Below are 13,570 nucleotides of genomic sequence, written 5' to 3' on the forward strand. Positions count from 1 at the left end.
AAATGGTAAGAAAAAAAGGGTGTCAATCATGAAACGAGCTTTACTTTCGGCCGGCATTCTATTTTTGATTCTAGGAATACTTCTGTTAGTCGTGGTATTCATGCAATCAAAAGAAGATTTCTTCATTGAAGCCGACAGCTTTTCAAGCACATTTTTGATCGTGATTTATTATGGACAAACCCCTGCGCTCCTTCTGATTGGAGGCGGTTTATTTGTTGGACTTTCACAGATCATTGATTTGCAAGAGAAAAAAGCTGCAGTGGCAAAGGAAAGCGTCAAGCTGCTTTCCGAGATGAAGAAAACCCTGGAAGACAAATCGGCCGAGGAGCAGGAGGCTTTTCCAGTTCCTGAGCTCCATCAACTATCCGAACGTCCAATCACAGGACAGAAGGACTAATTTTGTGCATGTTCCAGCAGCTTTCATTTGAAAGCTGTTTTTTTATTGAATCAGCTTATGGCGATGTGCATACACGGCTGCTTGTGTGCGGTCTTCTACATCAAGCTTGGAAAGAATGTTGGTAATATGCGTCTTGACTGTTTTGATGGTAATAAACAATTCCTCAGCAATGACCTTATTCGATTTCCCATCGGCAATCAGCTTTAATATTTCCATTTCTCTTGCGGTTAACGAATCGTGCAGAATGGACCCATTTGATGAATGGCGGAGTTTGTTCATGACCTTTCCAGCTACTTTTGATTCAAGCCTTGGTTCGCCGATACTTGCAGACCTGATGGCATCAGCAATTTCTCCTGCTTTCGATGTTTTTAAAAGATAGCTTAAAGCACCAGCCTCAATCACTGGATACACTTTATCATCATCAATAAAGCTCGTCAGTACAATAATCCGGGCATCCTCTATTTCCTGACAAATTCTTTTCGTTGCTTCGATGCCATCCATGCCTTCCATGACAAGGTCCATTAAAATCACGTCTGGCTTTAATTCAACCGCTAGTTCTACACCTTTTTGTCCATCTGACGCTTCACCGATGACTTCAATATCCGCCTGTGCCTCTAAAAAAGCAGCAAGACCCATTCTCACCATTTCGTGATCGTCAATTAAAAGCACTCGAATCATCGAACGTTCTCTCCTTTTCCTTCATCAAAAATGGGAACCTTCACATCAATTTGTGTGCCTTTTCCCTCAAATGACATAATCTCTGCGACACCGCCTACTTCACTTGTTCTTTCTCGTATCGATTCAAGTCCGTAGGAAGCAGTCTTCACATGATCTGTTTGAAAACCAATCCCGTTGTCGATAATTTTCAATTGAACTTGACGGTTCCGAATAAGCAGACGTACTGTCACCTTTGTCGCCTTTGCATGCCTAAACACATTGGAAAGGGCTTCTTGCACAATTCGGAACAGATGGTCCTCCACCCCTTTAGACAGCGGAGCATCATCTTCTATTTCCCAATCAATATCAATTGGCTGCTTTGCCTGAAATTCATTGAGTAGCTCAATCAAGCCTTTTTTCAAGTCTTTTCCTTCAAGGGTGATCGGTCTTAAATGCAAAAGGAGTGCACGCATCTCATTTTGTGCATCGCCAGCCATTCGTTCCACAAGACGCATTTGCTTTAAAATCTTTTCATCCTTTTCCTTCATCCCTTCAAGAATCGCAGACGTCATCATCGAAATGGCGAATAGCTGCTGGCTGACTGCATCATGCAGCTCACGCGCTAGACGCTGACGCTCTTCTGAGACAACCGATTTTTTCATTTGAACCTGCCATTCAGCTCGCTCATTTGAGAGCTTTTGTAAGGAGGCTACTTGCCCTTCCACTCGTTTCGCCATTTCATTTAATTGATCTGCCGCCAAACCAATTTCATCATCACCTAGAGAAGGCAGTCTATAGGCAAAATTCCCATTTTCAAACTTCAAAATCGACTCTACAAGCTGATCCAGCCGCTTCTTATGCTGATAGCCAAACACATGCCCCGCTGATACACCAATGGCGAGACTAATAATGAGCAAAATACAAAAAAACGGGATGCCGAACCACCGCGTAGACAGTAAAATCATGGGATCAAGCTGGTAATAAAAAAACATCGGGAGTGTCGTCATGATGACAACACCAAGCGAGATACCGACTGCAAGACGAACAGATTGCCACTGGATGCCTAAATGCAGTTTCCTCATAAGTACCTCACATCCACATCCCCTATCAGGAGAGAAATGGAGATTTTCACTTTTCGCTTGCTCTCATCATAATCATTTGTCATGACATACACTTTACTGCCGAACCCGCTTCTTTTTTCATCAATGATTTTCATATCACCAATCGCCGCCGAAGCACTCACACACACTTCAATATCCTGCGGTACATAAATATCGACATCTCCGATGAGTCCACTAATGACGATCGTACTCTCTTCCTCAGCAATAATCGCCTTTGATAAGTCGATTTTGACATCGCCAATAAAACCTGAAATGGTCAAATCACTTAATTGAAATGGTTTTTTCATCAGCCTGACTTCACCGATAAAGAAATCATGTTCTTTGCGCGGCTTTGCCTGGCTTTTTGTTTTCTTCTGATCGCCCTCTTTTTCAAGATTGACTTTCAGTGAAGGCTTTCCATCGTCTGATGAATCCTTTTTATCGACATCAAAAACAGGTTTGTTTTTCAATAAACGATAGCCCGCATAGATCAAAAAGGCAGCAAATAAATACCCAGTCAAACTAAACGTGATATTTAGTAGAAACTTCAAGAAGAGAAAGCCTGCAAAAATATAGGAAACCGAACCGAGCCAACGTTTAGATCGAGAGTGCAGCCAATAACCAAATAGAGCAAAAAACACTGGCCAAAATAGGTCTGCCCCAATCCCAATAATTTTGAGAAAAAGATTAATACCAAAAATCACCACAATGATGCCTAAAATTTGATTTCTAGAAAAACGCAGTTGACTCGCCTCCTTCCTTTTTTCGTTTGTTTACCGCAATTTTAAGTTTCCGCTTGTCATCTCAATATCGACTAAGTGTGTCCCTTTCCCATGCGTGCCTGTAAAACCTCGGCCTTCACTATCCGCTTGGTCAAAATCATACGAATGATCAATACTTCCACTCGTTTTTTTCACTTGAACTTTGAAATCTCCCTCATCTGGCAAGTTCAATTTCGCACTGCCTGATGTCATGTGAAAGTCGACTGGTGAATCAATTGTATCAAAGCTTGCTGTCAGCCTGCCGCTTGTCATGCCTAATTGCAGCTTTCCTTTTACATCTTGAATATCAGCACGACCAGAAGTGGCACCAATATCACTTTCCTTCGCATCAATATGAGACACTGAGAGTCTGCCAGAAGTCGCCTTGATTTCCACTCGATTTGCTGAGAAGTTCTCAGCTGTGAGGTTTCCGCTCGTTGATTTGAGCGTCACATCTTGAAGAGACAGCTTTCCTTCGCCATTTACTTCGCTCACGCCGATTCCACCTGTTATTTTCACATCTTTATGATAATCTGTTGGAATTTTGACTAAGAGTTCTCCTTTTTCAAATGCAGAGAAAAACAAAAATCCTTTATTTTCAGCACGGACTTTGAATGTTCCGCCTGTTTGTTCCGCATACATTTTCCCTTTTCCATTCACAACCATCACAGAAATATCCGAACGATCTTCCGGCTTCACCTTGATGCGAAATCCAGAAAGAGAGATATCTAATTGTTCAACCTCATCCTTTTTCGCTGAAGCTGTTGTGACCGCTTTATCACGAGAAAAGCTCAAATGAAAGAGATCTCCATTTTTGAAAAGCATCCCAATCATCAAAAAAACACCAACAAGTATACAAATTAGACCAATGAACCGTTTCATTTATATCATCCCTTTATCCTTTGACCTTTTTATTATAAGGAAAAGCGAAACAGAAAGAAATCAAATAACGGAAGAAAAATCCTGTTTTTCTTCCGTTTTGACACATTTCCATTAGTTTGCCGGCTGTTTCTCAAGCTGCTTTGATCGCTTAAGCTTTTGCCATTCCTTTTCAACCTCATCAGTGTAATCAAGATGAGCATATGCACCCTGATCGGCAAATTGTGCATAACTACCCGCTTTTGTCTCCATTTCCTCTATACGATTCTCCATGCGTAGAAATTCTTTATAAGCACTTTCACTATCAACCTTATTCATAGATTCATTCATATGCTGCTTTGCCTGTGCAGCATTGGCTCTTGCAATCAGCGCTTGCTTCTTGTCTTTAACATCACGCAGCTTTGTTTCTAGATGCTGCAACTGTTCTTTCAGCTCTTTCAACTGTTTAACAGATTGCTGGTAGGCTTCTTGATATTCGTTGTGCTTTTCTTCAAAATACTTCATTTCAGTCAGTGCTTTCCGTGCAAGTTCTTCTTCTCCTGCATGAAACGCCAGCTCCGCCTGTTTCTTTCGCTTATCAGCAAATGCTTCTGTTTCTTCTGCTTTTCTCAAGAAACCTTGCTGAATGGTTTGCTGTTTAATGATCGCATGTTTCGCTTTGGCAATATCGTCCTCCATATCACGAACATATTGATTCAGCATGACACGCGGATTCTCCAATTTATCTAAACCTTCATTGACTGTTGCAACAAACATATCACGTACTCTTCTTAATACCATTTCATATTCCTCCCTTTATTTTTTCTTTAAAAAGTCTTCCCATTCTTGATCAAATGACGTGTGCATCGGTTCTTCCATGTTCGGTGCCGTGTTTGGCTCCATATAGGATGATCTGCCTGATGATTCCTTTGCAGATTCACCATTGATCATCTTCCAGCCAAAGTAGAGAAGTACTCCAGCAAATGCGATTCCGAGTAAAAATGGCAGCGACTGCACGACGAGCAATACACCGATAATAGAGAGAATGACCCCTGTTGTTTTACTGCCTTTATCATATTTTTTGACACCTACATAAATGAGCCACGCCCCAATCAAAGTCGGGATCAGCCCGCCCAATGAACCACCAAAGAAGATGGATAAACCGATAAACATCAGGATTGAACCGATGATGGTTTTACTTGTGATTTTCATCTTCATGCCTCCTTTCTTGCTCCTTGCTTTCACTATAGTCAAAAAAGGAAGCTGGCAAAACGTGTCGTAGATTGATCTTTGATTGCGACCAGAGTCGTAACATGGCTCAGACTGAGCGGTTGAATCTATAGAAAAAGCACTCTTCGACTAGAAGAGTGCTTTTCCTCATTTAGAACGAAACACGTCTGCACTTCGTTCATATTCAACATCCGCTTCACCAAGCCGATGATTTACAATACGGGCGACAGCAAATAAATAGTCGGATAGACGGTTCACATATGTGAGCGTAACTGCTGGAATCTCCTCCTGCTTTGCGAGTGTCACAATATGCCGCTCGGCTCTCCTGACGACTGTTCGCGCTACATGTAAGAGGGCAGCACCTTCCTGGCCGCCAGGTAAAATAAATTTAGTCAGCGGTGCGGCTTCTTCTACATACACGTCCATTCGCTTTTCAAGGACTGTGACAGACTCTTCTTTTAACTTGCCTTCTTTCGGTGGTTTCACCGCTGCCAAATCACCGCCGCAGTCAAACAGCTCATGCTGAATGACCATTAGCTCAGATAGAATATCTTGAAACAATTCGCCATGCTGCCTTAAGTTTGCATGGGCTAGTCCAATCAAACTATTCGCCTCATCTAATGTACCGTACGCTTCTACTCTTGCGTCATCTTTATCAGCTCGCCCGCCAATCAAGCCTGTTTGACCTTGATCTCCAGTTTTTGTATAAAGTTTCATTGAGGTTCCCCCTTATCCATTGCTTGTTCCTTTTAGTATACCCTGAAGTGGAAAAGATGTATTTGTTTTATTATGAAACACTTTTATTCAAAATCTCTTCATTTCTACTTTATATGTTGAATGATGAAACATCACATTTTATAATAAATGAAAGCGCTTTTTAATTATGACTGATGGGTGGGATGATAGATGACTTTACAAAACAAAGTAGCAATCATTACAGGTGCAAGCAGAGGGATTGGCCGCGCCATTGCGGAGGCATTTGTCTTTGAAGGAGCTAAAGTGGTGCTGAACGGAACGAATGAAGTGCTATTGCAAGACGTTTGCTCCTCTCTGAATAAAGAAGAGACACGCGCTGTTTCTGTCACTGGTGATGCTAGTTTACCAGCGACAGCTGCCTCCCTCGTTGAGAAGGCAAAAAACCATTTCGGACAGATTGATATATTGGTCAACAATGCTGGGATCAATTTGCGGAAATCAACAGTCGATACATCTGTTGATGAATGGAAAAGACTAATTGATATTAATTTGACGGGTACGTTTCTCATGTGTCAAGCAGTCATTCCTGACATGATCAAACAGCAAGGCGGGAAGATTGTCAACATGAGTTCAACTACTGGCAAAACCCCTCATCACAATGCATCACCCGCTTACGGCGTTTCAAAGGCAGGTATCAATTACTTAACGATGCATCTTGCCAAAGAATTAGCAGCACATCACATTCATGTAAATGCTGTCTGTCCTGGGCCAATTGAGACAGACATGAGCAAACAGTGGAGTGATGAATACCGTAGATCTGTTTTAGAAAGAATTCCTCTGAAAACAATTGGAACACCGCAGCAAGTCGCAAACGCCGTCACCTTTTTAGCCTCTGATCAGTCAGATTTCATCACAGGGGAAACCATCAATATGAATGGCGGAACGTATATGAACTAAAGAAAGAGCCTCCATTGGAAGGCTCTTTCACTTTTACTATCGGTTCTCTCTCGTACCAGAAAGCATGATTGCCTGCCGAATGGCTTCTTCCATACTCGCAGAATCAGCCTTTCCTGTTCCTGCAATATCAAATGCTGTCCCATGATCGACACTTGTACGGATTATAGGCAATCCAACTGTAATATTAACGCCTGATTCTAAGCCAAGCACCTTGATTGGTCCATGCCCTTGATCATGATACATCGCCACAACGATATCAAAGTCGCCTCTTGTCGCCCTAAAGAACAGTGTATCAGCTGGTAGCGGGCCAAATACTTGAACCCCTTCATCCTGTGCTCGTTCTACCGCTGGAATGATCTTCTCCTCTTCTTCTCCGTTTCCAAACAGACCATTCTCCCCGGCATGCGGATTAATCCCGCACACAGCAATTCTAGGTGCAGGGATACCAGATCGAACGAGGGTATCATGAGCCAGTTTAATCGTTGTGTATACACGCTCAGGATTGATTTTTAAGATGGCATCCATTAATCCGATATGTGTCGTCACATGCACCACTTTTAAATTAGGAGCTGCCAGCATCATGGCATAATCGTCCGTACCTGTCAGGTCAGCTAATATTTCTGTATGCCCTGGATACATATGACCAGCCTTATGAAGTGCTTCCTTGTTTAACGGTGCTGTACAAATGCCGTCAATTCTACGGTCATTCGCAAGTGTAATGGCTTTTTCAAGATATCGAAAAGCGGCATTCCCTGCTTCTTTTGAAATCTCTCCTACTGGAATATCACTTGTTAATAGATGAAGATCAAGACAAGGAACGGCACCAGCTTTTACTTGTTCCGCCTCCTCCGGTTCTTTAATACTGACAATCTCCACATGTGTATTCACAAAATCTTTCGCCCTATTTAATATATGGGTGTCTCCAATGACAAATAGAACGGCTTCTTCATGTAAACGGCTTTGCTGGAAGGCTTTTAAAATAATTTCAGGACCAACCCCAGAAGCATCTCCCATCGTTACAGCAATGATTGGTTTTGCCATTCGTCTACCCCCTCTATGTTTTTCAACACTTCAACCGCATGGAGCACAGAATCTTTTTGACCATATGCCCCTGCTTTTGTGACCGCATATACACTCGTATCAACGAGCCGCCCAAGCGGGATGCCGGGTTCAATTTCTTTCAACAGCTGAATCCCGCCTGCTCCAAGCTCATGGCATATCGCACGCGCCGTATCTCCACCAGTTAAAAAAAGGCGTTTCATCCCTGTTAATTCAACAATGTCTTTTGTGATCTTACCAAGACAGACAGATAAGGTACTTCCTACTTCTTGTCTTGTCATGCCATTCGCTTCACCGTATGCCAACATCTGTTCAACCATTTCTGGCCTTGCGTCTGTATAAAGGAGAATATCTTCATCCTGACGCATGAGCAACTGATCCATGACTGATTTCCTTTCCCATGCTTCACGGCCGTTTAATACATTCAACGGGTTCACTTTCACCTCGAGACAATCGTGTTTTTCTCTTAAAAAAGCAAACTGCTCATTTGTTTTTTGAGAAGCACTTCCTGAAACGATGAGAACAGATTCATGCTTTTTTGCATGAGAAAGATTGCGGTGTTTCGCGACATAGGATGATAATGCGCCAGCGAGTCCGGCTGACCCGACCCAAAGCACTCTTTGATTGATCTTCATAAACAAATCAACGATCTGTGTTAAATCATTGTTCGTTTCTGCATCACACACAAACCATTGATGACCATGTTTTAATAAAGATGAAACGTCATGACTCGTTTCGTTTAGCTCTGAATAGATCGCTTGCTGCGAAAGATGTTTTGGCTTGATGTTTGTCTGCTCGTCAATTAAGTCTGAAATACTGGATGTCAGGACAGGCGTTTTTGGGTCCTTCGCTGCTTCTGATAGATGAACAGGCACACCCTCCACATAATGAATCCCATAGGCCGTAGATCTATTCGCATCGGGGTAAGCGGGGGCAATGACTGCCGCATCAAACCGGCCAAGATCCATTAGTGCCTGAAGCTCTACTCCTATATTTCCTCTTAACGTTGAATCTATTTTTTTAAAGAAAAGGTGCGAATCCCCTTGTAGAAACGGCTGGACCACTTGACTGACCTCATTATACGCTCTTTCAGAAGACATACTTCGTGAGTCTGTATCGACAATAAGTACATCTTCCTCCTTGTACCGGCTCATATCCTCAAATGACGGCTGGAACAGCACAGAGGCTTTTAAACCGGCCTTCACAAATTGAACACCTGTATCACTTGCGCCTGTTAAATCATCAGCCACAATGATCACCTTTTGCTCTAAGTTCGCTCCTTTTTTTAATAGATCGTTTGTCATTTAGACACCTCGGTCTCATTGCATATTATTCCTTTAACTTTCTCCACAGCGTCGTGCGGTTAATATTCAGCCGCTTTGCTGCTTTTGATTGATTCATATTTTCTTCTTCCAGCACCGTCCGAATGATTCGTCTTTCAATCTCGTCAAGCGTGCCATGTAAATAGCTGGACAGCTGTTTTTCTTCATTCTCAGAAGCAAGTTGCTCAATTGCCGGCTTTGCTTTACTCAACGTGATATATCCACTTTTTGTTGTCAGCACCAGTTCCTCCATAATCCGCTTGAACTGCCGGACATTTTCTCTAAATCGCTCGTTTTGAAAGGCGGCAATCACATCTGCTGACAGCCCAACAACCTGCGTCCCATAAAGAGAATTTAATTCAGCTATAAATAACCTGCTCATATCCTCAATATCTTCTGCCCGTTCAGATAACGGCGGGACATGAATGACGAGCTCCTGCAAACACGTATATAGGTCTTCATGAAACGCCCCAGATTGCATCAATTTGAACAAATCAACTGTAGATGCAGCCATCCAGCGAATGTTCTGCTGATGATGAATAAGCTGCTCGGCCATAATGGGCTGCATAGCCATTGGGACACGATCAATATCCTTCAGAAAGATCGTCCCTTTTTGATGCACCGGAATTATGTTTACATCATCTAATTCAGTCAAACGGCTGCAATGCACCGTCATAAAGCTCTCATTTTTCCTCTCGCTCAATTGGTGAATAGCAAAAGCAAGGCTTGATTTACCAGTTCCTTGTTCACCATAAAGACAAATCGATCGATCTGTTTGGCTGAACGCCTTTGCCCTTTTAATCACATCTTTCATATTTGAACTCTGCTCAGTAAAAAGAGCAAATGGATGTGCTGAATGAACAGGTGCAGCCAGCGTCCATATACGCTGCCCCTCCCTATTAATCACAGCAGAAGGCTTCTCAATCGTCAAAAGCAGCTCACCTTTAGATAATAAGCTTCCTTTGACATGCCACACTTGCTGCTGAAAGGAGATTTGAGAATATCCATTTTGTTTTCCTTCTCGAACTGCTTTTACTGCTAGTTCAAGCGCCGGGCACCAATCCATCACATCAACATGAGACGTAAACGGTGCAAATAACCCTTTTTCTGTCCATTCTTTCATTTGCTGATTGATAAAATAAAGCTGATTGTGCTGATCAATGATCAGCATCCCTTTTGACTCTTGGTCAATCATTTCACGAAAGAGGCGCTGCTCAGCTGTCGCCTCTTTATATAAACGGTACATTTGTTTTGCTTGATGAAACGCTTCTTTGACAGATTCACGTCCTGAGGTAATGAGCATGCTTTGCATCCCCAGCTCCTTGGCCGCTTTATCTGTAATCACATCACCCAGTACAACCTGTGTCCCTTGCTCCTGTAACTGCTGTAAAAGATCCCACACTTCTTCCTCTTGCTGTATCGTATAAATATCAATTTTGATCCCGTATAACTCTCCGATGGTGCGTACACCATGTGTAATATTTTCAAATCCAACTACTGCTTTTTTCCCTTGGTAATCTTTAATCAGCGTGAGGGCACGAAGCAAGTCGTAGCCTGACACAGGGATATCCACCACTGGAATGTTGACGTGTTTTTGAATAAGCGCAGCTGTCCCCCCGCGGCTCATAATAATATCCATTCCTTGAGCCTCGGCCTGTTCTGCCAGTGCAACACCAGACCTAAGATCTCCGACTTCAAGCTGGAATGTGATGCTTTTTTCGTCTTTGGCAAGGTCGGTTAATACATCGCCTAATCCTTTATACGGCGCAATACCTAATACTTTTATATTCATGAAAAGGACCCCCATTTTTTATCTCTTCATCGTGAGACATACGTTGAGGGAGTCCAAATGTTAGCAAATTGAGACAACCCTCCAAACATCAATTATAAATGAAGAAAATGAGGGTTACAATTCACGGAAACACTGATCCCTTGCGGTTAAGACGTGTGATGAGTCCATTCTTCTTTCACACACACATACTTGATGGCCTGCCGGTAAAAAGTAAACGCAATGTGCAGACTACCATCTTTTCCTTCTGTGATGGATGGATAGGAATACTCTCGATTCAATTTGTCCTTTGAGTTGTTTGTCATGGCATATCCATCGCCAATTTCAAGGTTACGTCTGACGGGCCATGTCGCACCGTCATCCGTCGAGATGGCAAGTGTCATTGGCGCACGCGGTGTTCCCCAAAAGGCTGGACGCGCCTCTGTATCAACAGCCGTTCGTGTATCGCCTTCATCCTCAATTTCATCATACAAGGACGCTCTTCTTTCTGTTTGATCATCCGCGTTGATATGGTTATAAACGAGGGCAAGATGACCATTATGGAGCACCGTAAATTGAATGGATGAGTTATTGTTTGGCAGCTCTGTTGCTCTTGGCTCAGACCATGTCCGTCCATGATCCACTGAACGGCTCATATAAATCGAATCAGCAAACCGGCTTCTAAAGAGGGCAAGCAGGGAACCATCCGCACATTTTCCGATATTCATATGAACACAGCCAGTACTGTTGGGCACAGTGACCTCTTCCCAGGTCTTCCCTTGATCTGAGGAAATCTTCACAGCACTGACATCACGGTTTCCTGTCCATTTTACGCCAGGAATCGTTTTACAATAGAACACCGGAAGGAGCCAATCATCATTATCCAATACAACAATAGGCTGTCGTATAAACGTCCCCGGCTGATCAAATAAAGTACCAATCTCTCCCCAAGTCTCTCCTCTATCCTCCGATAAACGATATCTCACAAGAGCTGTATCTTGATTGCCAGAAAGTTGTGCTGTATAAAGCAGCCACAGCCTGCCATCTTTCTCTTGAAAAAGAACTGGATTTTGTTCAGATCGTGTAGAATCATCAGACAGCTTCACAGCCTTCGTCCATTGATTACTTCCTTGCTTGAGCCTTGACATATAGATAGAGATATCAGGAATTCCTTCTTGCGTACCGCCAAACCATACACACAGCAAATCTCCATTATCCAGTTCGATGAGATTTGCCGCATGGTTTTGCACGCAATCTGTTGGTAAAAAGGCTTCTTTTCTAGCTGCGTCTTGTTCATTTTGTCGCAATTTTCCATCTATTTTGATCATGATGTCTTCATTTGTCATCATAATTCTCCTTTCAGTGATTGATCCTTTTTAGCTGGCGGGCTGATCCATCGATCCATCACCAGAACTAGGAAAGGAATGATAATGGCCACATACATATTATCGATTCCAAATGGATTATCGAGTAAATACCACACCGTCGTGGCGATGCCTGAAGCGGCAAGACCAATGGTTGCTCCTCTATTTGAATTAAAGTATGGCAAGTAAAAGCCCATTGCTGCTACAACTGCAATCGATGTTCGAAGTGCTCGTGTAAAAAAGGAAAGTGACAGCAACTCTGGTGCAAGTGCGACCCCCACAAGCGGCACAATCCCAACCATGACGGCTACATACCGAGTCACCTTCATACGCTGCTCTGGTGATGGTTTCTTTTTCGGTACATAAAAGTCATCAATAATCAACGTGGTTGTAGCAAGTGCAACCGTCGAGACACCAACAAAAATGGATGCGACAAGCGATGTTGCCACAATAGCGCTCAAAATCGGATTCATATGCTGTAAAAAGACAGGGAAAGCATAAATAGGGTCAATGTCTGGATACAAATAACGGGCTGAGACACCGATGATCCCGATCGCAATGGCAAGCGGCAAACAAAGGAGTGCTGCATACAGGGTCGATTTTTTCGCTTCTCGTTCACTTTTCGACGAGGTGATCGCTTGAATGATAAACTGCGTCGCAAAAATGGCACCCATATTTCCTATAAACCAAGCTCCAATCGTTCCCCAACCGATGGTCCCATCCCATGTAAAGAAATGGTCGGGTAATGTTTGTTTCATTGGCTCAAAGCCTTTTGTTAAATAAAGGGCTACCCCTAGTGTAATCAAAATCCCCGCATACTTCACAATTGAATGAAGGATCGTGACCCATGCAACCCCCTTCATTCCTCCGAAAGTAAAATAAAATGTACTCACAACCGCCGTGATGATGGCACAGGTCATTAAAGGAAGACCAAGAATGGATGCAATGGCAGCTGAACCACTTAAATAGTTTCCTAGATTCACCAAGAGCAGGGCTGCAATCATAATGACAGAGACAACAAGCTTTGTTGATTTCCCAAATTTTTGATCAATAATACCTGAAATCGTGTATTGTCCTGTTCGATAAAACTTTCCCACTAAGAAAAAGGAAAAAATAAAAAAGGCAATAGCAACTGTGATAACAGACCATGAAGCGGAAAGCCCGTGTGTAAAAGCAGATTCAGCTGTTCCGACAGTTGACTTCGTCCCAATGAATTCACTCATTAACAAAATACCGACCACAATAGCTGGAAGTGACTTAGCGGCATTGTTAAATTCTGAGTTAGACTTACTACGGAAACGCATCGTCAGCCAGGTCGTAAACAGAATATAGAGAATAATGACGATTAAAATAAATGTGATGACAGAACTGCTTAAGACATTCACTTAAAATCCCCCTTTG

Annotated in this window: 14 protein-coding genes; 2 read left to right on the forward strand and 12 right to left on the reverse strand. The window is 42.8% G+C overall.

The window, feature by feature from the left end; genetic code table 11:
- Positions 1-28 precede the first annotated feature (28 nt).
- Complete coding sequence (locus tag NSQ11_RS15430; protein ID WP_007500307.1) at positions 29-397, forward strand: hypothetical protein; 369 nt, start codon at positions 29-31, stop codon at positions 395-397.
- Between the two features lie 42 nt (positions 398-439).
- Here the strand turns inward: NSQ11_RS15430 and NSQ11_RS15435 are convergent, their stop codons facing one another.
- From NSQ11_RS15435 to NSQ11_RS15465, 7 genes are all read right to left on the reverse strand, one after another.
- Positions 440-1,075 carry a response regulator transcription factor gene (locus tag NSQ11_RS15435; protein WP_007500305.1) on the reverse strand — a complete coding sequence of 212 codons (636 nt, stop codon included), beginning with the start codon at positions 1,073-1,075 and terminating at the stop codon, positions 440-442.
- Positions 1,072-2,136, reverse strand: coding sequence for a two-component system sensor histidine kinase LiaS (gene liaS, locus NSQ11_RS15440; RefSeq protein ID WP_007500303.1), 1,065 nt, complete (start codon positions 2,134-2,136; stop codon positions 1,072-1,074). Before liaS ends, NSQ11_RS15435 begins: the two co-directional genes overlap by 4 nt.
- Positions 2,133-2,897: a cell wall-active antibiotics response protein LiaF gene (gene liaF / locus NSQ11_RS15445; protein WP_035389364.1), complete on the reverse strand. Its 765-nt coding sequence runs from the start codon at positions 2,895-2,897 to the stop codon at positions 2,133-2,135. Before liaF ends, liaS begins: the two co-directional genes overlap by 4 nt.
- A gap of 30 nt (positions 2,898-2,927) precedes the next feature.
- The gene (locus tag NSQ11_RS15450; RefSeq protein ID WP_019744036.1) at positions 2,928-3,797 is read right to left on the reverse strand and encodes a DUF4097 domain-containing protein; all 870 of its coding nucleotides are present in this window, start codon (positions 3,795-3,797) and stop codon (positions 2,928-2,930) included.
- A 111-nt stretch (positions 3,798-3,908) separates the two neighbouring features.
- Entirely contained in the window at positions 3,909-4,574 is a 666-nt protein-coding gene (locus tag NSQ11_RS15455) for a PspA/IM30 family protein (protein WP_342501151.1), read from the reverse strand.
- Positions 4,575-4,589: 15 nt separating this feature from the next.
- On the reverse strand, positions 4,590-4,985 hold the full coding sequence (locus NSQ11_RS15460) for a membrane protein (protein WP_008347092.1): 396 nt from the start codon (positions 4,983-4,985) through the stop codon (positions 4,590-4,592).
- Positions 4,986-5,150: 165 nt separating this feature from the next.
- Positions 5,151-5,720, reverse strand: a complete 570-nt coding sequence (locus NSQ11_RS15465) for a cob(I)yrinic acid a,c-diamide adenosyltransferase (RefSeq protein ID WP_007500294.1) — start codon at positions 5,718-5,720, stop codon at positions 5,151-5,153.
- A 189-nt stretch (positions 5,721-5,909) separates the two neighbouring features.
- On the opposite strand from NSQ11_RS15465, the gene NSQ11_RS15470 reads away from it, so the two are divergent.
- On the forward strand, positions 5,910-6,656 hold the full coding sequence (locus tag NSQ11_RS15470; protein WP_076821085.1) for a 3-oxoacyl-ACP reductase family protein: 747 nt from the start codon (positions 5,910-5,912) through the stop codon (positions 6,654-6,656).
- A gap of 36 nt (positions 6,657-6,692) precedes the next feature.
- Here NSQ11_RS15470 and pdxA read toward each other — a convergent pair whose 3' ends face one another.
- The 5 genes from pdxA to NSQ11_RS15495 all read right to left on the reverse strand — a co-directional run bounded on the left by pdxA (position 6,693) and on the right by NSQ11_RS15495 (position 13,554).
- Complete coding sequence (pdxA, locus tag NSQ11_RS15475) at positions 6,693-7,697, reverse strand: 4-hydroxythreonine-4-phosphate dehydrogenase PdxA (RefSeq protein ID WP_035389369.1); 1,005 nt, start codon at positions 7,695-7,697, stop codon at positions 6,693-6,695.
- Positions 7,673-9,019: a four-carbon acid sugar kinase family protein gene (locus NSQ11_RS15480; protein ID WP_035389371.1), complete on the reverse strand. Its 1,347-nt coding sequence runs from the start codon at positions 9,017-9,019 to the stop codon at positions 7,673-7,675. Before NSQ11_RS15480 ends, pdxA begins: the two co-directional genes overlap by 25 nt.
- Positions 9,020-9,044: 25 nt before the next feature.
- On the reverse strand, positions 9,045-10,829 hold the full coding sequence (locus NSQ11_RS15485) for a PrpR N-terminal domain-containing protein (RefSeq protein ID WP_335358076.1): 1,785 nt from the start codon (positions 10,827-10,829) through the stop codon (positions 9,045-9,047).
- A 146-nt stretch (positions 10,830-10,975) separates the two neighbouring features.
- A complete protein-coding gene (locus tag NSQ11_RS15490) occupies positions 10,976-12,151 on the reverse strand; it encodes an exo-alpha-sialidase (protein WP_008347099.1) in 1,176 nt (391 codons plus the stop codon).
- Complete coding sequence (locus tag NSQ11_RS15495) at positions 12,151-13,554, reverse strand: sodium:solute symporter family protein (protein ID WP_008347100.1); 1,404 nt, start codon at positions 13,552-13,554, stop codon at positions 12,151-12,153. The genes NSQ11_RS15490 and NSQ11_RS15495 overlap by 1 nt, the downstream gene beginning before the upstream one ends.
- Between the last annotated feature and the right edge of the window lie 16 nt (positions 13,555-13,570).

Source organism: Bacillus sp. FSL W7-1582, from assembly GCF_038593325.1.
Lineage (GTDB): Bacteria > Bacillota > Bacilli > Bacillales > Bacillaceae > Bacillus > Bacillus altitudinis.

Coding starts and splice junctions, on each gene's coding strand:
- NSQ11_RS15480 (WP_035389371.1), bottom strand. CDS start 9,019: ATGACAAACGATCTATTAAAAAAAGGAGCGAACTTAGAGCAAAAGGTG.
- NSQ11_RS15460 (WP_008347092.1), bottom strand. CDS start 4,985: ATGAAAATCACAAGTAAAACCATCATCGGTTCAATCCTGATGTTTATC.
- NSQ11_RS15450 (WP_019744036.1), bottom strand. CDS start 3,797: ATGAAACGGTTCATTGGTCTAATTTGTATACTTGTTGGTGTTTTTTTG.
- pdxA (WP_035389369.1), bottom strand. CDS start 7,697: ATGGCAAAACCAATCATTGCTGTAACGATGGGAGATGCTTCTGGGGTT.
- NSQ11_RS15485 (WP_335358076.1), bottom strand. CDS start 10,829: ATGAATATAAAAGTATTAGGTATTGCGCCGTATAAAGGATTAGGCGAT.
- NSQ11_RS15455 (WP_342501151.1), bottom strand. CDS start 4,574: ATGGTATTAAGAAGAGTACGTGATATGTTTGTTGCAACAGTCAATGAA.
- NSQ11_RS15465 (WP_007500294.1), bottom strand. CDS start 5,720: ATGAAACTTTATACAAAAACTGGAGATCAAGGTCAAACAGGCTTGATT.
- NSQ11_RS15470 (WP_076821085.1), top strand. CDS start 5,910: ATGACTTTACAAAACAAAGTAGCAATCATTACAGGTGCAAGCAGAGGG.
- NSQ11_RS15490 (WP_008347099.1), bottom strand. CDS start 12,151: ATGACAAATGAAGACATCATGATCAAAATAGATGGAAAATTGCGACAA.
- NSQ11_RS15435 (WP_007500305.1), bottom strand. CDS start 1,075: ATGATTCGAGTGCTTTTAATTGACGATCACGAAATGGTGAGAATGGGT.
- liaS (WP_007500303.1), bottom strand. CDS start 2,136: ATGAGGAAACTGCATTTAGGCATCCAGTGGCAATCTGTTCGTCTTGCA.
- NSQ11_RS15430 (WP_007500307.1), top strand. CDS start 29: ATGAAACGAGCTTTACTTTCGGCCGGCATTCTATTTTTGATTCTAGGA.